Source organism: Microbacterium sp. zg-Y818, assembly GCF_030246905.1.
In the GTDB taxonomy this organism is placed as follows: Bacteria; Actinomycetota; Actinomycetes; order Actinomycetales; family Microbacteriaceae; genus Microbacterium.
The window spans coordinates 2118893-2139367 of record NZ_CP126741.1 but is presented as its reverse complement, the minus strand read 5'-3'; the positions used below and the strand labels follow the sequence as shown (position 1 = coordinate 2139367).

Annotated in this window: 25 protein-coding genes; 14 read left to right on the top strand and 11 right to left on the bottom strand. The window is 71.6% G+C overall.

What is annotated here, in order from left to right; all coding sequences use genetic code 11:
• The first annotated feature begins 80 nt into the window (after positions 1-80).
• Genes QNO21_RS10010 through QNO21_RS09995 form a run of 4 tightly spaced genes read left to right on the top strand, consistent with a single transcriptional unit; the run spans position 81 to position 2382 of the window.
• Positions 81-272, top strand: a complete 192-nt coding sequence (locus tag QNO21_RS10010) for a hypothetical protein (protein ID WP_257517811.1) — start codon at positions 81-83, stop codon at positions 270-272.
• Positions 273-281: 9 nt separating this feature from the next.
• Positions 282-1043, top strand: a complete 762-nt coding sequence (locus tag QNO21_RS10005) for a helix-turn-helix domain-containing protein (protein WP_257517810.1) — start codon at positions 282-284, stop codon at positions 1041-1043.
• A 51-nt stretch (positions 1044-1094) separates the two neighbouring features.
• Positions 1095-1679, top strand: coding sequence for a small multidrug efflux protein (locus QNO21_RS10000; RefSeq protein ID WP_257517809.1), 585 nt, complete (start codon positions 1095-1097; stop codon positions 1677-1679).
• A gap of 7 nt (positions 1680-1686) precedes the next feature.
• A complete protein-coding gene (locus QNO21_RS09995; RefSeq protein ID WP_257517808.1) occupies positions 1687-2382 on the top strand; it encodes a hypothetical protein in 696 nt (231 codons plus the stop codon).
• 209 nt (positions 2383-2591) lie between these two features.
• Here the strand turns inward: QNO21_RS09995 and QNO21_RS09990 are convergent, their stop codons facing one another.
• Positions 2592-2954, bottom strand: a complete 363-nt coding sequence (locus QNO21_RS09990) for a cupin domain-containing protein (RefSeq protein ID WP_257517807.1) — start codon at positions 2952-2954, stop codon at positions 2592-2594.
• Between the two features lie 311 nt (positions 2955-3265).
• Here QNO21_RS09990 and QNO21_RS09985 point away from each other — a divergent pair, with 311 nt between their 5' ends.
• Positions 3266-3937, top strand: coding sequence for a VOC family protein (locus QNO21_RS09985; RefSeq protein WP_257517806.1), 672 nt, complete (start codon positions 3266-3268; stop codon positions 3935-3937).
• 8 nt (positions 3938-3945) lie between these two features.
• Here QNO21_RS09985 and QNO21_RS09980 read toward each other — a convergent pair whose 3' ends face one another.
• Together QNO21_RS09980 and QNO21_RS09975 are read right to left on the bottom strand one after the other, a co-directional pair.
• Positions 3946-4107 carry a helix-hairpin-helix domain-containing protein gene (locus QNO21_RS09980; protein WP_257517805.1) on the bottom strand — a complete coding sequence of 54 codons (162 nt, stop codon included), beginning with the start codon at positions 4105-4107 and terminating at the stop codon, positions 3946-3948.
• A 100-nt stretch (positions 4108-4207) separates the two neighbouring features.
• The gene (locus QNO21_RS09975; protein ID WP_257517804.1) at positions 4208-5224 is read right to left on the bottom strand and encodes a zinc-dependent alcohol dehydrogenase; all 1017 of its coding nucleotides are present in this window, start codon (positions 5222-5224) and stop codon (positions 4208-4210) included.
• Between the two features lie 92 nt (positions 5225-5316).
• On the opposite strand from QNO21_RS09975, the gene QNO21_RS09970 reads away from it, so the two are divergent.
• The gene (locus QNO21_RS09970) at positions 5317-5928 is read left to right on the top strand and encodes a TetR/AcrR family transcriptional regulator (protein ID WP_257517803.1); all 612 of its coding nucleotides are present in this window, start codon (positions 5317-5319) and stop codon (positions 5926-5928) included.
• A 43-nt stretch (positions 5929-5971) separates the two neighbouring features.
• On the top strand, positions 5972-6364 hold the full coding sequence (locus tag QNO21_RS09965; protein WP_257515485.1) for an ester cyclase: 393 nt from the start codon (positions 5972-5974) through the stop codon (positions 6362-6364).
• Positions 6365-6417: 53 nt separating this feature from the next.
• On the opposite strand, the gene QNO21_RS09960 is transcribed toward QNO21_RS09965, so the two are convergent.
• Positions 6418-6780 (bottom strand): nuclear transport factor 2 family protein, encoded by a 363-nt coding sequence (locus QNO21_RS09960; protein WP_257517802.1) that lies wholly within the window; start codon positions 6778-6780, stop codon positions 6418-6420.
• A 74-nt stretch (positions 6781-6854) separates the two neighbouring features.
• Between QNO21_RS09960 and arfB the strand changes: the two genes are divergently transcribed.
• Positions 6855-7292, top strand: a complete 438-nt coding sequence (gene arfB, locus QNO21_RS09955; protein ID WP_257515007.1) for an alternative ribosome rescue aminoacyl-tRNA hydrolase ArfB — start codon at positions 6855-6857, stop codon at positions 7290-7292.
• 108 nt (positions 7293-7400) lie between these two features.
• Complete coding sequence (locus tag QNO21_RS09950; protein WP_257517801.1) at positions 7401-8060, top strand: DUF6226 family protein; 660 nt, start codon at positions 7401-7403, stop codon at positions 8058-8060.
• 147 nt (positions 8061-8207) lie between these two features.
• Here QNO21_RS09950 and QNO21_RS15420 read toward each other — a convergent pair whose 3' ends face one another.
• Together QNO21_RS15420 and QNO21_RS09945 are read right to left on the bottom strand one after the other, a co-directional pair.
• Positions 8208-8321, bottom strand: a complete 114-nt coding sequence (locus QNO21_RS15420) for a DUF8730 family Cys-rich protein (protein ID WP_502883128.1) — start codon at positions 8319-8321, stop codon at positions 8208-8210.
• Positions 8322-8374: 53 nt separating this feature from the next.
• The gene (locus QNO21_RS09945) at positions 8375-8560 is read right to left on the bottom strand and encodes a DUF8730 family Cys-rich protein (RefSeq protein WP_257517800.1); all 186 of its coding nucleotides are present in this window, start codon (positions 8558-8560) and stop codon (positions 8375-8377) included.
• Between the two features lie 109 nt (positions 8561-8669).
• Here QNO21_RS09945 and QNO21_RS09940 point away from each other — a divergent pair, with 109 nt between their 5' ends.
• Positions 8670-8963 carry a metal-sensitive transcriptional regulator gene (locus QNO21_RS09940; protein WP_257515490.1) on the top strand — a complete coding sequence of 98 codons (294 nt, stop codon included), beginning with the start codon at positions 8670-8672 and terminating at the stop codon, positions 8961-8963.
• Between the two features lie 8 nt (positions 8964-8971).
• Here the strand turns inward: QNO21_RS09940 and QNO21_RS09935 are convergent, their stop codons facing one another.
• The 3 genes from QNO21_RS09935 to QNO21_RS09925 are packed head-to-tail and all read right to left on the bottom strand — an operon-like array spanning position 8972 to position 13622.
• Complete coding sequence (locus tag QNO21_RS09935; protein ID WP_257517799.1) at positions 8972-9946, bottom strand: NAD-dependent epimerase/dehydratase family protein; 975 nt, start codon at positions 9944-9946, stop codon at positions 8972-8974.
• The gene (locus QNO21_RS09930; RefSeq protein WP_257517798.1) at positions 9943-12603 is read right to left on the bottom strand and encodes an alpha/beta fold hydrolase; all 2661 of its coding nucleotides are present in this window, start codon (positions 12601-12603) and stop codon (positions 9943-9945) included. The genes QNO21_RS09935 and QNO21_RS09930 overlap by 4 nt, the downstream gene beginning before the upstream one ends.
• Positions 12600-13622 (bottom strand): 3-oxoacyl-ACP synthase III, encoded by a 1023-nt coding sequence (locus tag QNO21_RS09925; protein ID WP_257517797.1) that lies wholly within the window; start codon positions 13620-13622, stop codon positions 12600-12602. Before QNO21_RS09925 ends, QNO21_RS09930 begins: the two co-directional genes overlap by 4 nt.
• Positions 13623-13910: 288 nt before the next feature.
• Here QNO21_RS09925 and QNO21_RS09920 point away from each other — a divergent pair, with 288 nt between their 5' ends.
• The 4 genes from QNO21_RS09920 (at position 13911) to QNO21_RS09905 (ending at position 17053) form a co-directional block, all read left to right on the top strand.
• Complete coding sequence (locus tag QNO21_RS09920; RefSeq protein WP_257517796.1) at positions 13911-14534, top strand: hypothetical protein; 624 nt, start codon at positions 13911-13913, stop codon at positions 14532-14534.
• Positions 14535-14641: 107 nt separating this feature from the next.
• Entirely contained in the window at positions 14642-15241 is a 600-nt protein-coding gene (locus QNO21_RS09915; RefSeq protein ID WP_257517795.1) for a copper resistance CopC family protein, read from the top strand.
• A 31-nt stretch (positions 15242-15272) separates the two neighbouring features.
• Positions 15273-15812 (top strand): copper chaperone PCu(A)C, encoded by a 540-nt coding sequence (locus QNO21_RS09910; protein ID WP_257517794.1) that lies wholly within the window; start codon positions 15273-15275, stop codon positions 15810-15812.
• Entirely contained in the window at positions 15812-17053 is a 1242-nt protein-coding gene (locus QNO21_RS09905; protein WP_257517793.1) for a Dyp-type peroxidase, read from the top strand. The genes QNO21_RS09910 and QNO21_RS09905 overlap by 1 nt, the downstream gene beginning before the upstream one ends.
• Before the next feature lie 115 nt (positions 17054-17168).
• On the opposite strand, the gene QNO21_RS09900 is transcribed toward QNO21_RS09905, so the two are convergent.
• Both QNO21_RS09900 and QNO21_RS09895 read right to left on the bottom strand, forming a co-directional pair.
• Positions 17169-17912, bottom strand: coding sequence for a phosphotransferase (locus QNO21_RS09900; protein ID WP_257518377.1), 744 nt, complete (start codon positions 17910-17912; stop codon positions 17169-17171).
• Between the two features lie 96 nt (positions 17913-18008).
• The gene (locus QNO21_RS09895) at positions 18009-20387 is read right to left on the bottom strand and encodes an HAD-IC family P-type ATPase (RefSeq protein ID WP_257517792.1); all 2379 of its coding nucleotides are present in this window, start codon (positions 20385-20387) and stop codon (positions 18009-18011) included.
• Positions 20388-20475 lie beyond the last annotated feature (88 nt).

Below are 20475 nucleotides of genomic sequence, written 5' to 3'. Positions count from 1 at the left end.
TTTCGCGTAGGGACGGCTACCGACGCGACGGTGAGGGCGCCGGTGCGAGCCTGACGGGACCATCAAGGAAAGGGACCCCGATGAGCACCTCATCACCCGCGGCGGAGGTCGGCGCCGTCGTCCGACCGCCCACCGTACCGACGCCCGGCAGCCTGACCCGCGCACCTCTAGCGCGGGACGACGCCGACACGCATGACGCGGTTGCCGTCAGCCTGGCCGCAGCCCTCGCCGGCATCCTGCTGGGCGCACGCGGCGCCGGCATCGCACAGTAGGAGCGAGCCATGGCGTGGAGCACCCGCGAGCTCGCCGACCTGGCGGGCACGACCGTCAACACGATCCGGCACTACCACCGGCTCGGCCTGCTCGACGAGCCCGAACGCCGCTACAACGGCTACAAGCAGTACGGGGTGCGGCACCTCGTGCGGCTGCTGCGCATCCGTCGGTTGGTGCAGCTCGGCATCCCCCTCTCTCAAGTGGGTCCCGTGGGCTCGGGCGACGAGAGGATGCCCGCCGCGTTGCGGGCGCTGGATGCGGAGCTCGCGGCCCACATCGAGCGCCTGCAGCAGGCACGCGCGGACATCGCCGAGATCCTGCGTGATGACGCCCCCGCCGATGCCCCCGCCGGGTTCGCGTCGGTTGCGGCGCACCTCTCCGAGGCCGACAGCTCGATCCTCCACATCTATAGCCGGCTCTACGACCAGGAGGCGATGGCGGATCTGCGCCGCATGGTCGAAGTGGATGCCGCGACCGGCGCGGTCGGCGATGAGATCACCGCCCTGCCGGCCGACGCCGACGAGGCGACCCGCCAGCGGCTCGCCGAGCGGCTCGCGCCGACCCTGGCGCAGAACCTCATCGACTATCCGTGGCTCTACGACCCCGCAGGGCATGCGTCCCACAGCGCGCGCGTGACGCGGCAGACCTTCGTCGAGGCGGTGGGGGAGCTTTACAACCCCGCGCAGATCGACGTGCTCTCCCGCGCCGGCTTGCTCGTGCAGGAGCGAGTGCTGACAGCCGCACGATCCGACGATTTGACCCTGTTCTGAGAACAGGGGATCTCCTTACTCTCCGCCCACCACAACAGAAATGGAAATGCCATGAACTTCGTGCAAGAACTCATCCTGAACCTGCAAGAGCTCGCCACCCAGGTGCCCGAGCTCGTCAAACCTCTCGTCGTCGCGCTCGCCGCCGCGATCCCGATGGTCGAGGGGGAGGTGGGGGCGGTGATCGGCATGATCGGCGGGATGCACCCGGTCGCCGCGGCAGCGGCCGCGGTTGCGGGCAACTTCCTGACCGTGCTGATCATCGTGCTGCTCACGTCGCAGGCACGCACCGCCGTCGTCAACCGCAGCAGCGCGCGGGTCGGCGCGACCGTGGGCGCTTCGTCGCTCGCTGGTCTCGAGGACGAGGGGGATGCCGCGGCCATCGTGCCGCCGGCATCCGCCAAGCCCGAATCGAAGGGGCGCCAGCGCGTCAAGACGTGGCTCGTGCGCTTCGGGGTGCCGGGTGCGAGCATTCTCGGGCCTCTCGCGATCCCGACCCAGTTCACCTCGGCCATGCTCGTCGCCGCAGGAACCTCGCGGGCGTGGGTGCTGCTCTGGCAGGCCGTCGCCATCGTGCTGTGGACGACGGTGACCACCGTCGGGTTCTGGCTCGCCCTGACCTACGTCGTGGGGGTGTGAAGCGGCGATGGCTTCGCAATCCGACGAGCCGCTGGACGGCGGAATGGCCTGGGGTGGCACGCATCGCCCGTCGCGCCATTCCGCCGCCGGAGACGGGCACCCGCTGCCGCGCTTTCGCTGGTGGCAGTCCTTCGCCCGCTCGCTCTTTCATCTCCGCCTCGTCGACCCCAGCGGTCGGCTCGGGACGTGGTCGGTCGACGTGCGGCACGGGGGAGACGACGACGGCGTGGTGTGGGCCGACCTCTACCGCGACGGTCGTCACGCAGGCCGGTCACGGCTTCCGGGGGTGTTCCCGGTGCCGGGCGGACGCATCGAGGTGGTGACCAGCGGCTTCGGGCTGCGGCGCGCGCATTACGTCGCGTACGACGGGTCGGAACGGCAGCTCACCCCCGACCCGGCATCCGCCGAGGGTCGGCGCGCACGGCTGGACCGGACCGCCCCGGCGCTCAGCCACGCGATCAGCGCCGCCTCGCTGATCGTGCTCGTCGTGGCTCTCGTGCTCGCCGTGCCGCAGTTCATCGAGACCGTCACGCAGTTCCCGCTGATCGCGGAGCGGATCGGCACATTCGTCAGTCCCATCCGGCTGCCGGCGTGGCTGAACATCTCGCTGGTCGTGGCAGGCCTGGCCGCCAGCACGGAACGCGCGCTACGGCTGCGCTACAACCGCATCCTCGACGGGGGGCTGTTCGATGGCGACGAATAGGTCCACCACCGGTTCGCCGGCTCGGTCGTCTCGCGCGGTGGTGCCCGGTCACCGTGCGACGGTTCCCCGGAGGGATGACATTCCCCTGCCTCAGCCGAGCGACATCGGTGTGCGGCCGATCTTCTCGGTCGATCTGACCCACCTCGTCACCGCGGGGCTCGAGGGCGTGCCGAAAGGTACGCCGTCGTCAGCTGCGTGACCTCAACGGCTCACGACATCGACCTCGAAGGCATGTAGCGGGCGGGGTCGAGCTCCGCGCTCTCGATGACAAGCGCGGTCAATCCCTGTTCGGATGTCGTCTCGTGCCACTCGCCCCTCGTCCAGAAGACGGCATCCCCTGGGCCGATGCGGACGGATTCCTCTCCGCTTCGGACGGCGCCCTGCCCGCTGACGACGAGCAGCAGCTGAGGCGCCGCCGTCTGGTGATATCCGACAACGCCGTTCGCGCCCAAATGCATGCAGCCGATGTTCACGGCGCTGTCGGTGCGGACGATGCGGGAGAGAACGAAGTCCGAGTCGAAGTGCGAGACCTTCTCGCCGCTGCCAGCATCGAACCGGTAGAACTCCATCATCACCCTCCCAGGGCTCGCGAAAACGACTGCTCCCCGGCGGGATTGACGGCCGGTAGTGCCGCACCGGACCATACCTTTTTGGGATCGTCGAGGCCAAACCGCGGCGCGGGGAGAAGTGGCGACTGCATCGCGCGGATCCGACGATCATGCACGTCGCGAGCGCCAGATCGGGCGCCCGTAGCCCCCGACGGGCGGATGCCGACGGCATCGGCGCCCGGCCCTGACGTATCGCCCACCCGCCTCCGCGAGTACCGTGTTGCCCGCCAGGCGCCGCCGATGATGACGATGCCGCTGCAGAAGGGGTTCTTCCGATGGACGAGTCGACGAACGCGCCCGCGGGCATTTCCGCTGCGGAGTTTCACCGTGCCCCCGACGTCGTGGACTGGCGGGTCACCGAGGTCGGCCCGCACGCCGTCTTCACCGCGACGTCGCTGGCGCAGGCAGCCGAGCTCATCGGCCCGATCGTCGCCGCGGCCGAACGCTTCGGCATCCTGCCCGATGTCGACCTGCGGCCCGAAGGCGTCGTCGTGCGCGTGCCCAACCGCACGCAGCAGGGCATCCCCGCGGCCGCGCCGCAGTTCGCCGCCGCGGTCTCGCTCGCTGCCGCCGAACACGGATTGACCGCTGACCCGTCGCTGGCCCAGTCGGTCGGCATCTACGTGGCACAGCACTCGCAGGTCGACGTGCGGCCGTTCTTCCTGGCGGCGCTCGGCTACGAGCCGCTCGGCGAGACGGATGCCATCGACCCGCTGCGGTGTGGCCCGCAGCTGGCGTTCAACCCGATCACCGGGGACACCCCGGCGCGCGGGCGCACGCACTTCGATGTCTTCGTTCCCGCCGATCGGGCGCAGGCGCGGGTGGATGCCGCGCTCGCCGCAGGTGGCCGCCTGGTCGATGACACCCAGGCGCCGGCGTGGTGGTCGCTGGCCTCCCCGGACAACCACGGCGTCGACATCGCCTCGTGGACCGACACCTCCGGGTGAGCGCCGGGTCAGTCCGTCAGTGCCTCTCGCAGCAGCTCGATGGCCTTCGGGCCCACTCCGTGAAGCGTCGCGATGTGATCCAGCCCCACGCGTCGCACATCGTCCATCGTGCGGATCTGAGCCTGCTCCAGGGCACGGCCTGCGGGTGCGCCGATCTTCGGGAGGTCCATGCGGTGGACCCTATCCCCGAAGGCGCGCTTCGGGCACCTGACGAATGAGGGCGGCCCGCCCCGCGAATCGCAGAGACGGGCCGCCGTTCAGCGCGCGGTGTCAGTCGAAGACGACGGTCACCTTGTCTGCCGCGCCCGGCGTCGCGGCGAGCTCGAGCGCCTCAAGGGTCTGCTCGAACGGGAACCGGTGGCTGATGATCTTGGCGTACTTCTCCCAGTTCTCCACGATGTCGTCGGTCACCTCGAAGATCTCGGTCGGGTAGCCCATCGCCCACACGATGTTCATCTCGCTCTGGAGGATGCCGCCGAAGTCGAGCTCGACCGGCTTCTTGTGCACCGCGACGACGCCGAGCGTTGCGCCGTGCTTGGCGATGCGGGTGACGGTCTGGGGTACGACGGCGACACCCGCGGCATCCAGGTAGATGTCGGTGGCGGGGCGGACGCCTCGCACCCACGGGGTCGCGCCGTCGCCGTGGAGTTCGACCAGGCGTGTGCCGACGTCCTCCTTGGAGGAGTCGATGACGGCATCCGCGCCGATCTCCAGCGCCTTCTCGAGGCGGGAGGGGATCACGTCGACGACGACGATGTGGCTCGCGCCCTTGCGGCGGTAGCCGAGCAGCGCGCCCAGGCCGATGGGGCCGGCGCCGAAGATGACGACCTTGTCGCCCTCCTTCACGCCAGTGCGGTTGACGGCGTGCAGGGCCACGGCCATCGGTTCGTTCAGCGCGGCGACATCCCACGGCACGTGGTCGGGGATGACCTTCAGCTGCACTCCCGGGGTGGCGTCGCGCACGACGACGTAGGGGGTGAAGCCGCCCTGGGCGCCGCCGGAGCCGAGCAGCCCGTCGGTGAAGCGCATGGTGTCGATGACGACGTGGTCGCCCACGGCGAAGCCCTCGACCTCGGCGCCGACCTCGACGATCTCGGCGGCAGGCTCGTGCCCGAGGGGAGTGGCACCCTGACGGGGCGGGATGCCGCCGTAGCTGGCGTACATGGCGTCGGAGCCGCAGATGCCGCACGCGCGGATGCGCAGCAGCACATCCCGCGGGCCGACCTCGGGCTTGTCGACCTCGACCCAGTCGATCTGGTTCACACCGGTGACGTGGACGGATTTCATGGCGGCCTCCTGATGCCTTCGGGTCTGGTCGGCGGGGTTTCCCGACCGATTCCACAATATCCGAACGGTGTTCGGAAATGTAGAGTGACGGGGTGAGCGCGAACGGTGGAATGGCGGCCAAAGGCCCGGGACGCCCGCGGCGCGCGAGCCGGGACGAGGTGCGCGCCATCGCCATCGGCCTGTTCGCGAAGCAGGGGTACGCCGCGACGTCGCTCACCGAGATCGCGCGGGAGGTCGGCGTCAGCCGCACGACGCTGTTCTCGTACTTCCCTGCCAAGCGCGACCTCATGTGGGACGAGTTCGACGCACGGGCCGAGCGGATGCGGCAGAGCTTGGCGGCTTCCGAGGGTCTGCCCGCGATGGACGCCATCGTCGCCGCGATCCTCGCCCTCGCGCACTACAGCACCGCCGACCGCGCGTCGTTCACCGCACGCTGGCGCATCGTGGATGCCGATGACGAGCTGCGGGCGGCGGCGGCTCTGCGCACCGCGGCGCTCAGCGGGGAGATCCTGGAGCACGTGCACCGGTGCGCGCCCGAGCTCGATCGTGACCGCGCGGGGGATGTGATCCGCGCGCTCATGGCCATCGGCGAGCGCGCGACCTCGGACTGGGCCGCTGCCCCCGAGGTGAGTGAGCCGCTCGACACGGTCATGGCGCGGCGGATGCATCCGTTCGTGGAGGCACTGCGCCCGCTGCTCGGGTGACGCCGACCGGCTCCGTGTCGGCATCCGCCTCGATAATGGACGGATGGAGTCGTGGGAGCTGCGCGAGTGGTTCGCGGACTACGTCGACGCGGTCAATCGCCACGACCTCGAGGCCATCCGGTCGTTCCTCGACCCGGCTGTGCGTCGGGCGCACCTTCCGGGAGGGGCGGATGCGTGGATCGAGGATCTCGCGGATCTGTTCCACGCCTTTCCGGACTGGCGCTGGCGCCGCATTCAGCTCGTCGTCGAAGACGACCGCGTCGCCGCGCACCTGCGCGGCAGCGGCACGCACCAGAACGCTTTCCGGGGCATCGCGTCGACGCGTCGTCACGTCAATGTGGCGGAGTTCGCCTTCTACCGCGTGGCCAACGGGCGGATCGTCGAGGCCACCGGCAGCGGCGCCGCCGAACTGCTCGCCCAGCTGCGCGGGGAGTGACGCTCGCCCGCCCGTAGCCCGAACGCATGCCCGACGTGCACGCGGCTCCGCCGTCACTCCTGCGCGACGAACGTTCCCTGATGGAAGCGCAGCCGTACGCGTCCGTCGGATTGCACCCACAGGGACGAATGCCGGCTCGGCTGCCCAGGTCCGGTGATCGTGTAGGTGACCAGCGCCAAATCCGGCGCGAGCTGCACTGCCTCCCACTCGTCGGTCACGACCGGGAGGGGGTGTTCGTCGACGAGGGCCGTCACGATATCGTCGCGAGACCAGCGCCGGCCCGACCGGCCCACCTCGACGAAGTCCGGGTGCAGCAGTTCTCGCACCCGCTTGGGATCGCGCCGGAGCTCAGGAGTCAGCATCGCCTCCTCGGTGGCGCGGGCGGAGGTCAAGAGTGCGTCGGCGTGAGCCATCATGCGCCCCACGGTAGCGACGATGGCGACGGGCGTCTCCGGGTGACCTCCCATCGCCCAGACGCCAGAATGAACCCATGCCCGCCGCCTATCGACCCGGACTGCGCGTCACGCCTGGGCTGACGATCGCGGAGTCAGAGCTGACCTGGCGATTCTCACGCTCCTCTGGACCCGGCGGGCAGGGCGTGAACACCACCGACTCGCGGGTGGAGCTGGTATGGGATGCCGCCGGCTCGGCATCCCTGACCCCGCATCAGCGCGAGCGGATCCTCCAGCGACTGTCGGGTCGTCTGATCGGGGGAGTGCTGACCATCACGGCATCCGAGCATCGCGCCCAGGTGCGCAACCGCGACGCCGCGCGCGAACGGCTGGCGGCGCTCGTCGCCGACGCACTGCGACCACCGGCGCCATCCCGCCGCGCGACGAAGCCGACCCGGGGAGCGAAGGAGCGGCGCCTGACCGCGAAGAAGCAGCGCACCGACGTCAAGCGGCTGCGCCGCCGGCCCGAGGACTGAGCACGGTCACGACGTCTCACCGATCGATTCGCAGTGACCTGGGTCATCGACGCCGTCCGCTCTGAGTGACCTGGTGACGCCGCGGCCCCCGCGCGGTACCGTTCCGGCATGACCGACTACGTGCGGCCCGACGTTGCGCCGCAGACCTTCACCGACGAGGCCGGCACCACCGTCGACTACGGCGGTCGGTGGCCGCAGTCGCCCCCGTCGGAGTCCTACTCCGTCGTGAGCAACCGTGAGCGGTTCGCCCCGCTGCACGCCGTCGCCGAGGCCCTCATCGCGTGGCTCGCCGAGACCTTCGACGTCGCCGTCGTCGACGACCCTGCGGCATCCGATGATCTGCTGCGCCTGCCCGCGTCGGTGACGCGGGCAGTGCGGGTGACGCCCAGCGACCCGGATGCCGCCGTGCTCACCTTCGTGTTCACGGCCTTTCCCGGAGTGATCCTGCACGCCGGGCTGCTGCACGATTTTCCGTTCCCGGTGTGCGGGTGCGACGCCTGCGACGAGACGTGGGAGCGGGGTGCGGATGAGATGGAGTGGACGGTGCGCACCGTGGTCGAGGGCGGGTTCGCCGAGGGGATCGATCGGCGGCGCCAGTTGCCGGTGTTCTTCTCGCTCGACGAGCCGGGCGTCGCCACGTCTTCGGGATCGGGGCGTGCCGAGGACTATCCCGCCGACCGCCTGCTCGTCGCGGCGCCGCTCCTGCCGCGCGATGAGCTGTGGGCGCCGTGGCCGTTTCCGGAGGGCGAAGCGGCGTTCGGCGGCTGACGCGGCGGAACGGGCCTTCGGTCGTCGTCGACGCGGGTCGGCGGTCAGCGCACGAGCGGAAGCCCCGTCGCGTCCGAGGCGTGCGACACGGAGCCGAGGTCGGCGGGGAGAAAGCGGGGCATGGGAGTCCTCAGGAGAAGAGCGGGGTCAGCAGCTGCAGCGGTCGGCGGGGGCGACCCCGGCTAGAGCTTCTTCGATGTGGTTGCCGCAACCGTCCCAGGTCGGCTTCAGGCAGCGGGGGCAGGTGACGCGTGCGCACATGGTGGTGTCTTTCTTTCGGGGTTCTCGGGCTGGGTGGAGGTGAGGGGCCGGGATCAGCGGCCGAACAGGCGGGCGAAGAATCCGCCGCGGTGGCTCTTCGACGCCGCGATCTGGTCGGCGGTGTGCGAGCCGTTGCACCAATCGGATGCCGCCACGCTGCGCTTCACGCTCTGCACGTGCTGGCCGCAGCCGGCCCAGGTCGTCTTGCCGCAGACGCGGCAGGTCACTGCTCGACACATGTCGTGTTTCCTTCGTTCGAGGGGGAGGGGTCATACCCCCTGGGGTATCTCGAACATACCCCGTGGGGTATTGTGGATGTCAAATCGGCCGCACCGAGGAAGGCTCCCTATGACCGACTCCACCGCTACCGCGGCCGTCGTCGTCCACGACCCCGAGGCGCAGCGCAAGATCGCCAACCGGCTGCGCCGCGCGCATGGTCAGCTGGCCGCAGTGATCGCCGCCGTCGAGTCCGACGCCTCGTGCCGCGACATCGTGCAGCAGCTCTCGGCCGTGTCGAAGGCGCTCGACCGCGCCGGGTTCCTGGTGATCTCCACCGCGCTCAAGGAGTGCCTGAACGACCCCGACGCCGAGGGCAGCTCGAACCCCGAGGAGCTGGAGAAGCTCTTCCTCTCGCTGGCCTGACCGCGGCGTCAGGCGGTCGCGGCCGCGTGCGCCGCGAGCCGCCGCAGCCCCTCATCGATGCTCACCGACGGCGCCCACGCGAGCGCCCGGCGGGTCTCGCGCTGGTCGAACCAGTGCGCCGTCGACAGCTGCTCGGCCAGGAACCGCGTCATGGGCGGCTCGTCCGCTCCGGGCCGCAGCGCCCAGGCGCGCTCGATGAGCGAGCCGGCGGCGCGCGCGAGGCCCGAGGGCACGCTCCACCGCGGCGGGGTGACGCCCGCCGCGAGGCAGATGCCCGCCAGCAGCTCGCCGACCGGCCGCGGCTCGCCGTTCGTGATCACGAACGCGCGGCCGTGCGCCTCGTCGGCGCGGTGCAACGCGGCGACGATGCCGGTGGCCGCGTTGTCGACGTAGGTGGAGTCGATGAGCGCCCGCCCGCCGTCGAGCAGCGGCAGGCGTCCCCGCCGCGCGCGGTCGACGATGCGGCCGACCAGCTGGGTGTCGCCCGGCCCCCACACGAGGTGGGGGCGCACGGCCACGACGCGCATCGCGGGGGAGTCGCGGTCGAGGGCGATGAGCTCGGCCTCGGCTTTCGTCCGCGCATATTCGCCGCGGGCGTGCTGCGGGGATGCCGGTTCGGCCCCCACGCCTGCAAGCGCCACTCCGGCGTGCGCCACCGAGGGCGACGACACCTGTACGAAGCGGGATGCCCCGGCGTGCTCTGCCGCGACGAGCAGGGCTCGCGTGCCCTCGACGTTGACCTCATGGAACTCGGCGGGGTCTCCCGCCAGCGACACCTTGGCGGCGAGGTGGACGATGCCCTCGGCGCCGTCGACGACGCGGGCGACGGCCTGCGAATCGGTGACGGACCCGAGAACGTCGGTGACGCCCTCGACGCGGCTGGGCCGTCGCTGCAGCGCGCGCACCTCGTGGCCGGCGGCGACGAGCTCGGCGGCGACTGCGCGCCCGAGGTAGCCGGACGCTCCGGTGACGGCGACGATCACGGCCGGCCCACCCGTCCGCCGGCGAGCGTGCGCTCGGCCCACTGCGACAGCCGGGTGCGGTCGATCTTGGAGTTGTGGCGGATGTCGGTGGGCAGCTGCGGCACCGCCAGCACCGCGACGAGCGGAAGATCCGTGCGCCGACGCAGCTCGGCAGTCAGCTCAGGCGACGCCAGCCCCGGCCGAGCGACGGCCGGGACCGTCTCGACGACGGCGACGGCCTGCCGCAGCCGGTGCGGGCCGATGCCGACGACCGCGGCACGCCGTACCCCGTCGGCACCTTCGACGTCCTGCTCCGCACCGACGGGCGCGACCGGCCCGTCGGCGGTGGCCAGCACGTGCGGCAGCCGGCCCTCGATCCAGAGCCGGCCCTTGGCGTCGAGGTGCCCGACGTCGCCGGTGCGGTGCCAGCGCCCTTCGGCAGGGGTGTCGAGCACGGCGCGGCGGTCGGTGAGCCACAGTCGGTCGTACGACGCCTTCAGGTGCGGCGCCGACACGACGACCTCCCCGAGCACACCGGGCTCGGCGCTCGGGATGCCGGTCGCCCGACCATCGGCATCCAGAGCGCTGATCAGCACCTGGTTCACCCCGATCGGCGAGCCGACGCAGACGCCGCGGTCGGCGGCATCCGCCACGGCACGGATGCCGTCGAGCGTCACGTCCGTGACGAGCAGGCACTCGGTCATGCCGTAGGGGGTGTGCGGCTCGGCGTTCGGCATGAGCTCCGCCGCGGCCGCCAGCAGCGACTCGCCGACCGGTGCTCCGGTCGAGAGGAACGTGCGCACCGTGGCGAGCGCGCGGCGGTCGTCGTCCGACAGCGCATCGGCCGTGGCGACGACGTTGAGGATCGCCGCCGGCGACAGGAACACGATGCGGGCGTCGGAGGCCCGCACCGCGGCGGCGACGGCTCGCGCCGTGAGGGTGCGGGGCGCCGAGACGTCCATGTCGGGGGTCGCCGAGCGGGTGCCGAGCGCCGGGCCGAGCAGGGCGAACGGTGCGAAGCCCGTGACGAGCCCGGTGTCGCCTGTCACGTCGAAGTGGGCGGCGAGCACGTCGCGCAGCGCCGAGAGCTGCCGATGCGTATAGGCGACGCCCTTCGCCGGCCCTGTCGACCCGGAGGTGAAGAGGATCGCCGCAGGGTCGTCGGGTGCCGGCTCGTCGGGGAGGGGAGCGCCTGCCCCGAACGCGGCCACCGTGGTGAGGTCGGCAGCGACCCCGAGCAGCTTCGCGGATGCCGCGGGCAGCCGCGGCACCGAGATGCGGATGCCGGGCCACCCCAGCGCGCGGGCGGCGCCCAGGCCCGGCAGCTCGCCGATGACGACGTCGGGCCACGCGCCGCGCACGGCGCGGGAGAGTCCCCGCACCCCGAGCCCGGCGTCCGCAACGACGACGACGGCGCCGATGCGCAGGCACGCATAGACCACGGCCGTGAGGGTGGGCCCCGGCGGGACGAGCACCGAGACGCGCTGACCCTTCTGCACCCCCATGCGCGCGAGACCGGACGCCAGGCACCGCACGCGGTCGTCGAGCTGCCGCCAGGTGACGCGGCCCTCGCCGCCGCCCCGCGTGGCCATGTCGATGACGGCGACGTCGTCGTCGTCGTGGCGGGCGTCGAGGGCGGCCCACAGGGGGGTGAAGTCCGCGGGGCTGTGGTCGGCGGGCGCGGCGCCGGCGGGCTCGGGCGCTGCGGGGCCGGCATCGCCGGTCAGACGCGCGGCGTTGTCGCCCAGCCACGTGAGGATGGCGTCGGCGTACGGCCGGTCCTCGGCGATCAGGTGGCCGGCGCCTTCGAAGCGGTGGACGTCGGCGTGCGGCATCCGGTCGACGAGGTCGTCGAGATAACGGTCGCTGAAGATCGGATCGGCCGGCCCCCACAGCAGCAGCGCCGGCACGTCGAGGTCGGCGACGCCGGCGGCGATGCGCTGCAGCTCGTCGAAGCTCTCGTGCGCGCCATCCACCGGAATGTCCGCGACGAACGCGCCGATGCCCTGCCGGCGGGCGGCGGTGCGGTAGGGCGCGCGGTAGGCGTCCTTCACATCCGGTTCGAGCGCGGGGTGGGCGAGCGCCAGCGTCGTGTCGAGGAACGCGGGCGTGGCGACGGTGGATGCCGCGAGCACACCGCGCGTTCCGGCGAGGCGCAGCGGGGCGGGGATCGGTTCGCCGGCCGGGTGGTGCACGGCGGTGTTGAGCGCGACGACTCCCGCGAGCAGTGCCGGGTGGTCGACCGCCCAGCCGAGCGAGACCACGCCGCCCCAGTCGTGGCCGAGGGTGACGACCGGGCCCTCGAGGCCCAGCGCGTCGGTGAACGCGCCGAGATCGCGCACGCGCTGCGCGAGGGCGCGCGGCGCACCGGTGCGGGCCGAGAACCCCATGTCGAGCTGGTCGACGGCGATCACGCGCCAGGCCGGCTGCCCCTCCTCGGCCGCGCGCAGCGAGGCCGACACGAGGCGCCGCCAGAGGTAGGACCAGGTCGGGTTGCCGTGCACCGCGAGGATCGTGCCGACGACCTCGACACCGAGCCGCGCGAGCTCATCGCCGGTGTCGAGGTAGTGCCACTCGTGCGCGGCATCCGTCTGGCGCTCGGTGACGACGCATGTGCGACTGAAGCGGACGTCGAGACCGGGGAGGCCCGCGAGGGCCTCGGCGACCCCGCCGTTCACCAGGCGAGTTCCATCATCGCGGTGTTGAGCCCCGAGCCGACGCCCATGAGCAGAACCCGGTCGCCCCGCTGCAGCGTCGCTTGCTCTTCGACGAGGGTGATGGGGACGGATGCCGGGCCGATGTTGCCGAGCCGGGGGAACGTCGTCGGCACGCGGTCCCTATCGAGGTTCACCGCCTTGACGATGGCGTCGGTGTGCACCGACGACACCTGGTGCGTGATGTAGCGGTTCATCGACTTCCAGTCCCATTCCGCCGCCGCCTCTTTCCACGCCGACACGACGAGCGCGAGGCCGCCCTTCAAGAGCGCTTTGGCGTCGGTGAACATGCCGTCGACGCTGCCGACGCAGAGGCGGTGGAATTCGGTGGCGGCACGCGTCACGCCGCCGAGGATGCGGTGGCCCGCGGGGTGCTCGTCGGCGCGCCCCAGCACCGCCGCGGCGGACCCCGAACCGAGGGTGAGGGAGGCGAACTCGCTCAGGAAGCCGGCGCGGCCGCTCTCGGACTGCAGTAGTCGCTCGATCGTGTTGACCTGGATCTCATCGGCGTCCTCGCCGGCGACCACGATGGCGTAACGGATCTGGCCGGAATCGATCATCGTCGCCGCGAGCGACATGCCGTTGATGAACCCGAGGCAGGCGTTGGCGACGTCGAAGTTGATGGCCGAGCTCGGCAGGTCCAGGCCGTGGTGGAGGGCCACGGCCACGGAGGGCTCCAGGTTCGTGCGCGTGACCGAGGTGTTGATCAGCAGGCCGACCTCGGATGGGCTGACCCCGGCATCCGCGAGCGCTTGCTTACCCGCGGCGATCGTGGCGGCGTCGACGGTTTCGCCCGCCGCCCAGTTGCGCCGCTCGAGCACTCCGGCGACGCGCTTCAGCATTCCGCTGTGGAGCCGGAGGCGCTTGAGCGAGGGCGCGAGACGCTCCTCGATGTCGTCCGAGGTGGTCACCCGACCGGGGAGAACCCTCGCGACCGAGAGCAACGCGACGTTATCGAAGCGGGCGGTGGCGTTACCGGGCACTGATCCTCCTTCGGGAGGTCGGTACATACCTCCTCGTAGGTTTTACCCCACTCTGTCTGTGTGTTGCCGGGGGTTGCGCTTCGCTCACCCGCCTGCTTTCGCTTGCCCGCCCCGAGGGCGTGCCGTCCCGCGGACGTGCACCCATCGCCGCCGTGGCCAGGGTGGCGGCGTGCGGCTCGGGCACGCCCGCGACGACGAATCCATGCGCTCATCTTGGCGGAGCGGGCCGCGCCGCGATACGGCTGCGCAGGGGAGGGCGCAACCGGGCGGGCCTGCCAGAATGGGACGGTGCACCCGTCCCGAGCCTCCCGCGTCGTCCGCGGCGCGCTCGCGGCTGCGGTGGCGACCTTCGTCGCTTTGGTGTCGCACGTCACCGCCGGCGGCCAGATGCCCGGCTGGGTCGGCATCGTCGTCCCGCTGATCCTCTCGCTCGCCGTGTGCACCGTTCTGGTGGGTCGCCGGCTGTCGCTGTGGCGGCTCTCGCTCGGCGTCGCCCTCAGCCAGGCGCTGTTTCACACCCTCTTCGTGCTCGGCACGTTCTCGTCCTCCGCTGCGGCGGGCGGCACTCCCGGTCACCATGCGCACGGCGCCGCTGCGTCGACCCCGCTTGCCGACACGCTCGTCTCGGCGCAGCCTCCGGCGGATGCCACGATGTGGCTGATGCACGGCCTCGCCGCCGTCGTGACTGTGGCCGCGCTGTATCGGGGAGAGCGCGCGCTCATGCGGATGCGGGCCGTCGCGGGGGAGTTCGCGCGCTGGGCGCGACGTCGTCTCATCCCCGTGGTGTGCCTGCCGGCGCCTGCGCCGTCACGCCGTCCCGCTGTGTCCTCCGCCGAACCTGCGCGTCCGCTTCGCCCGCGGTTCGCCTCGTCGGTCGCCCGTCGCGGCCCACCGCTCACCCTGACGTTCTGACGTTCGCCGACGCATCCCGATAGCGGGCCGCTTCGGCGTGTTCTGCGCTCGTTCCGAGCGCCCGCTGTCTGCGCGCCCGTGTGCCGGGCGCTGGCGAAAGGTCTGTCATGTCCCCGTTCCGCAAGTTCACCGCCGGTGTGGCCGCCGCTGTCGTCGTGGTGCTGGCGGTCGCCGGCCCCGCCTCGGCCCACGACGAACTGTCGTCGAGCAGCCCGGCCGCCGACGAGCGGCTGGAAACCGCGCCGGCATCGGTGTCGTTGGAGTTCACCGCCGATGTGATGCAGGTGGGCGCGCTCGTCATGATCGCCGACGCCGACGGCGGCGACTGGGCGGCCGGCGAACCGGTCGTCGAGTACAGCACCGTGACGGTGCCGGTGGAGGAGGGCATGCCCGAGGGCGGCTATGAAGTGCGGTGGCGCGTCGTCTCGTCGGACGGCCACCCCATCTCCGGCGTGATCCCGTTCACGGTGGGCGACGCCGAACCGCTGCAGCGGCCGGCGGATGCCGATGCCGACACCGGCGCCGACGACGCGGCATCCACCTCGGAGCCGGAACAGCAGAGTCAGAACACCTCGCAGGACGGCGGTCTTGCCCGGGTCGCCGTCATCGGCGCGGCCGGGGCAGCGGTCGCTGTCGCCGCCTTCGCCGGCATCCACTTCCTTCGCCGCCGGCGCTCCGCCGGTGGCACCGACGAGTCGGGCAACTGAGACCCGCATCGGCTTTCTGAAAGGCAATTCTGTGATCACTCGCTCCACCCGCATCCGTCTCGGCGCTCTTCTCGCCGCCGGCGCCCTCGCCCTCAGCGGCTGCGCATCCGCCACGCCCGCAGCCGAGACCGACCCGGTCGCCATTGCCGCGGGCGACGTCGTCACCATCAGCGACGCCTGGGTGAAGGTCGCAGAGTCCGGCATGTCCGCCGGCTTCGGCGAGCTCATCAACGACGGCGACACCGACGTCACCGTGGTCTCGGCCACGACCGAAGCCGCATCGACGGTCGAGCTGCACGAAACCGCCGCCGACGATAGCGGTCAGACGGTCATGCGCGAGGTCGAGGGCGGCTTCGTCATCCCGGCGAACGGCGCGCTCACGCTCGAGCCCGGCGGCAACCACCTCATGCTCATGGGCCTCACCGCTCCGCTGGCCGCGGGCGAGGAAGTCGAGGTCACCCTCATCTTCTCGGACGACACGACGTACGCCTTCACCGCACCCGTGAAGGACTACGCCGGCGCGAACGAGACCTACGAGGGTGAGGACATGCACGAGAAGACCGACCACTGATGGGCACCCGCGATCGGGCCGGCCGTTCTGGTCGCCCCGGACCCACGCGGCGACAGTTCCTCTTCGGGGGAGCCGTCGCCGGCGTCGGCGCCGTCAGTGCCATCGGGATCGACGCCGCCCTGCGCAGCGCAGCCGACTCCGGGCAGGTGGATGCCGGCGCCTCGGTGCCGCTCAATGGCGAGGTGACCGTGCCGTTCTACGGCGCGCACCAGGCCGGTATTGACACCGACGCGCAGGCGCACGGCGTCTTTCTCGCGCTCGACCTGCTGCCCGGCACCGATCGGGACGGGTTGCGGCGGATGATGCGCATCCTCACCGACGACGCGGCGCGGATGACGCAGGGTCGCCCGGCGCTGGCCGACTCGGAACCGGAGCTCGCCATGGCCCCGGCCCGGCTGACGGTGACCTTCGGGTTCGGGCCGGGATTGGTCGCGCGCGCCGGCGCCTCGGGCCCGCGGTGGCTGGCCCCGCTGCCGCCGTTCGGCATCGACCGCCTGCAGCCGGAATACAGCGACGGCGACCTCGTCATCCAGATCGCCGCCGACGACCCGATCACGGTCGCCCACGCCTCGCGGATGCTGCTGAAGGATGCCCGCAGCTTCGCGTCGCTGCGCTGGACGCAGCAGGGCTTCCGGCGGGCGCACGGCTCGGTGCGGCCCGGCACGACCATGCGCAACCTCTTCGGCCAGGTCGACGGCACCACCAACCCGCAGCCGGGCACCACCGACTTCGACACTGTGGTGTGGAACACGACCGACGGGTGGGCTGCCGGCGGCACCGGCATGGTCATCCGGCGCATCGCGATGGACCTCGACAAATGGGACCGCCTCGACCGCCCCGGCCGCGACCAGAGCGTCGGGCGGTTCCAGTCCAACGGCGCCCCGCTCACCGGCACCGACGAGTTCGACGAGCCGGACTTCGAGGCGACGACGGCTCTCGGGTTCCCCGTCATCCCGGAGTTCTCGCACCTGCGCCGCTCACGCAGCGACAACCCGCAGGAGCGCATGTTCCGCCGGGCATACAACTACGACGACACCCCGGCGGCGGGGCAGATCTCCAACGCCGGGCTCATCTTCGTGGCGTTCCAGGCCGACGTCGAGCGCCAGTTCGTCCCGATACAGCGGCGCCTGGATGAGCTCGACCTGCTCAACGAGTGGACGACCCCGATCGGCTCGGCCGTCTTCGCCGTCCCGCCCGGGTGCGCCGAAGGCGGGTATATCGGCGAGACCCTGCTCGGGTGAGCGGACGGATGCCGGGCGTTGAGCGAGCGGAGCGAGTCGAAACGCGGTGCGTCCGACAGTTGTCTCGGGGTTTCGTTTCGGGCGCTTCGCGTCCTCGCTCAACGACCGGGGTGGGTTAGAGGGCCGCGCGCCATACCCCTTCGTGGGCTTGCACGTAGCGGGAGACCGCGTGCCAGTGCTCGCCGTGACCTGCGGTGAACATCGACGCCCAGGGCTCGGTGCCGTCGTGGTGCGAGGAGCGCAGCAGGTCGTACATCGCCTCGGTCCGCCGGATCATCGCCGCGGGGAGGTCGCTCCTCATGCGCGGGTCGGCGCCGTATCCGTCGACGAACGCCGCGAGGTCCTGCGCCGACTCGTCGGGGGGGCGCGTGGTGTCGCTCAGTGTGAACGACTGAGCCGCGTAGGCGAGGTCCCACAGGCGGGTGCTGGGCGCTGCGGCATCCCAGTCGATGAAGACCCATCGCTCCCCGATGAGCAGGTTCCAGGGGGCGAGGTCGTTGTGGCAGATCAGCTCGTCGCCGGGCGCCGGAATCGCCGTCTCCCAGATCGCGTCGGGCTCCGCGATGTACGTCGCGCTCGCGTCGTGGATGCCTCGGACGATCGACCCCACGCGGTGCAGGTCGGCGGGCGAGAATCGGCCGGCGTCGATTGCGAGCGTGCCCGGGATGAATTCCTGAACCTGTCGCCCCTGGTCGTCGCGGCCCAGAGGAGCGGGGGCATCGATGCCGGCGGCGCGGAGGGTCTCGACGTAGCGGACGACGCTCGGCGTCGAGGCCGTCCACGGCTTGCGGACGGTGTCGCCCACGCGCACGACCTCGGCGCCGCTGGCGTTGCCGCCCGCGAGGGCCTGCTCTTCGATCACCTGTGAAGGCTACCGGCTCGAGGACGCTCGCCCGGCGGCATCCGTGCACTGGTCGCTCGCAGTTCGTGCGGCTTGGGTCCGCGCCCAGCTGCGTCACCCCCGGCGCCCCACCCCCGCGTCGCGTGCGAGCACGCGGCGCTGCACCAGTCGCACCACCGTGATGAACACGGCGCCGGCGCCGGCCGTGACGGCGACGGCGGTCACGGTCGTCGGGCCCAGCGTGACGAGCTCGAAGAAGTCGCGCGAGATCGGCACGAGGTACATCAGCGCCAGGCCGCCGATCATGGCGGCGACGATCCCCACGGTGACGAGGGTGAGCGGCCGCGCCAGCACAGCGAGGATCCACAGCCCCAGCATGCCGAGCACGAGCGTCGCGCCGGCGCGCACCTCGATCTCGGGGATGCCGCGCGCGGCGAGCACGCGGGTGTAGACGGCGATGCCCGCCGCGACGACGACGCCCGCCGGCACCGCGAACGACAGCGACCGCCGCAGAAACCCCGGGATGTAGCGGCGCGCGTTCGGGATGAACGCGAGGAAGAACGCCGGGATGCCGATGGTGAGCCCGTCGGTGAGCGACAGCTGCCGGGGGAGGAACGGGAAGGGGAGGAAGAGCACCCCGAAGGTGATCGCCAGCACCGTGGCGTACGCCGTCTTCGTGAGGAACAGCATCGACACCCGCTCGATGTTGGCGATCACCTGCCGGCCCTCGGCCACCACCGCCGGCAGGTGCGAGAACTTGCCGTCCAGCAGCACGAGGCGCGCGACGGCCTTGGTGGCGGCGGAGCCGGAGTTCATCGCGACGCCGATGTCGGCCTCTTTGATCGCGAGCGCGTCGTTGACTCCGTCGCCGGTCATCGCGACGGTGTGGCCCGCCGCCTTCAGCGCGACCACCATGCGCCGCTTCTGGTCGGGCGTGACCCGGCCGAACACGACGTTCTGCTCGAGCACGCGGGCGAGCTCGCCGTCGTCGTCGGGCAGCCGGCGGGCGTCGAAGCCGTGCGCGACGTCGAGCCCCACGTCGCGGGCGATGGCCGCAACCGTCTGCGGGTTGTCGCCTGAGAGGATGCGCACCGCGACGTCCTGCGCGGCGAAATAGGACAGGGTCTGCGCGGCATCCGGGCGGATCCGCTCGCGAAAGGTCAGCAGCGCGACGGGCACGGCGTCAGCGGGCACCGTCTCGTCGCCGGTGCGGGTGCCGCGCGCGAGCACGAGGGTGCGGCGCCCGCGCGCCGCCAGCTCCGCGGCCTGCGCCGCCATGCGGCCGACGTCCGAATCGGGCGGTGCGGTGCCGGCGAAGACCATCTCGGGGGCGCCCATCACCCACATGCCGTCGGCGAAGGTGACCGCGCTCCACTTGCGGGCGGAGGAGAACGGCACCTGGTTTGACGCCTCCTCCTCCCGCGCCTCGGTGAACGATGCAGCGAGGCTGCCGGCCGTCGCGTTGGCCGCGGGCTGCACCGCGTACCAGCCGAGCACCTGGTTCCACCCGGGCACCTCGACCAGAGGATAGGAAGCGTCGAACACCACGTCGCCCTGCGTGAGGGTGCCGGTCTTGTCCAGGCAGATCACGTCGACGCGGGCGAGCCCCTCGACCGCGGCCAGTTCCTGCACCAGCACCTGCTGGCCGGCCAGCCGCACGGCGCCCACCGCGAACGCGATGCTCGTCATCAGCACCAGTCCCAGGGGGATCATGGCGATGATCGCGGCGATCGCGGAGGTCGCCGCCTCACGCCACGCGCCGCTCTGCCACGCCTGCGCCCACCCGCCCTGCGCGACCATCTGCGAGTTGAGCACCAGCAGGGCCACCGGGAAGATGATCCACGTCACCCAGGTGAGCACGCGGTCGATCGAGGAACGCAGCTCGGATGCCACGAGCGAGAACCGCTTCGCCTCGTCGGTGAGTGAGTTGGCGAACGATTCCGCGCCGACGCGGTCGACGCGGGCCAGTCCCGAACCCTCGACGATGACCGAACCCGACAGCACTCGGTCGCCGGACGTCTTGTCCACGGGCTCGGATTCGCCGGTGAGGAGGGATTCGTCCACCTGCAGGCCGTCGGCATCGATCACCTCGGCATCCGCCGGGATCTGATCTCCCGCTCGCAGCACGAGCAGGTCGCCGAGCACGACGTCGTCCACCGCGACGGTTGCCTCGTCGCCGTCGCGCCGTACCCGGGCGGTCGGCGCGTTGAGCAGGGCCAGCCGGTCCAGCGCCCCCTTGGCGCGGAACTCCTGCACGCTGCCGATCACGGTGTTGGCCAGCGCGCTCAGTCCGAAGAGGGCATCCTGCCAGCGGCCGATCACGAGCAGCAGCGTGAAGCAGCCCAGCACGAGCGCGTTGAACAGGGTCAGCACGTTGGCGCGGATGATGCTCCACGCGCTGCGGCTGGTGTGCTCCTGGTAGGCGTTGGTCTGCCCGGCCGTGACGCGCTGCTGCACCTCCTGCGCGGTGAGGCCCGAGACAGCAGCATCCATGGGGCCTCCGCACGCCTGTCGGTACGCGTTCAGAGTAGGCGGGCGGGCGGCGCGGCGGGAGGGTGCGCGTTTCGTCTCGGGCGCGGCG

What these genes read in the sequence shown, in the direction of transcription:
- QNO21_RS10010 (WP_257517811.1), top strand. Translation starts at nt 81, where the DNA reads ATGAGCACCTCATCACCCGCGGCGGAGGTCGGCGCCGTCGTCCGACCG.
- QNO21_RS10005 (WP_257517810.1), top strand. Translation starts at nt 282, where the DNA reads ATGGCGTGGAGCACCCGCGAGCTCGCCGACCTGGCGGGCACGACCGTC.
- QNO21_RS10000 (WP_257517809.1), top strand. Translation starts at nt 1,095, where the DNA reads ATGAACTTCGTGCAAGAACTCATCCTGAACCTGCAAGAGCTCGCCACC.
- QNO21_RS09995 (WP_257517808.1), top strand. Translation starts at nt 1,687, where the DNA reads ATGGCTTCGCAATCCGACGAGCCGCTGGACGGCGGAATGGCCTGGGGT.
- QNO21_RS09990 (WP_257517807.1), bottom strand. Translation starts at nt 2,954, where the DNA reads ATGATGGAGTTCTACCGGTTCGATGCTGGCAGCGGCGAGAAGGTCTCG.
- QNO21_RS09985 (WP_257517806.1), top strand. Translation starts at nt 3,266, where the DNA reads ATGGACGAGTCGACGAACGCGCCCGCGGGCATTTCCGCTGCGGAGTTT.
- QNO21_RS09980 (WP_257517805.1), bottom strand. Translation starts at nt 4,107, where the DNA reads ATGGACCTCCCGAAGATCGGCGCACCCGCAGGCCGTGCCCTGGAGCAG.
- QNO21_RS09975 (WP_257517804.1), bottom strand. Translation starts at nt 5,224, where the DNA reads ATGAAATCCGTCCACGTCACCGGTGTGAACCAGATCGACTGGGTCGAG.
- QNO21_RS09965 (WP_257515485.1), top strand. Translation starts at nt 5,972, where the DNA reads ATGGAGTCGTGGGAGCTGCGCGAGTGGTTCGCGGACTACGTCGACGCG.
- QNO21_RS09960 (WP_257517802.1), bottom strand. Translation starts at nt 6,780, where the DNA reads ATGATGGCTCACGCCGACGCACTCTTGACCTCCGCCCGCGCCACCGAG.
- arfB (WP_257515007.1), top strand. Translation starts at nt 6,855, where the DNA reads ATGCCCGCCGCCTATCGACCCGGACTGCGCGTCACGCCTGGGCTGACG.
- QNO21_RS09950 (WP_257517801.1), top strand. Translation starts at nt 7,401, where the DNA reads ATGACCGACTACGTGCGGCCCGACGTTGCGCCGCAGACCTTCACCGAC.
- QNO21_RS15420 (WP_502883128.1), bottom strand. Translation starts at nt 8,321, where the DNA reads ATGTGCGCACGCGTCACCTGCCCCCGCTGCCTGAAGCCGACCTGGGAC.
- QNO21_RS09945 (WP_257517800.1), bottom strand. Translation starts at nt 8,560, where the DNA reads ATGTGTCGAGCAGTGACCTGCCGCGTCTGCGGCAAGACGACCTGGGCC.
- QNO21_RS09940 (WP_257515490.1), top strand. Translation starts at nt 8,670, where the DNA reads ATGACCGACTCCACCGCTACCGCGGCCGTCGTCGTCCACGACCCCGAG.
- QNO21_RS09915 (WP_257517795.1), top strand. Translation starts at nt 14,642, where the DNA reads ATGTCCCCGTTCCGCAAGTTCACCGCCGGTGTGGCCGCCGCTGTCGTC.
- QNO21_RS09905 (WP_257517793.1), top strand. Translation starts at nt 15,812, where the DNA reads ATGGGCACCCGCGATCGGGCCGGCCGTTCTGGTCGCCCCGGACCCACG.
- QNO21_RS09895 (WP_257517792.1), bottom strand. Translation starts at nt 20,387, where the DNA reads ATGGATGCTGCTGTCTCGGGCCTCACCGCGCAGGAGGTGCAGCAGCGC.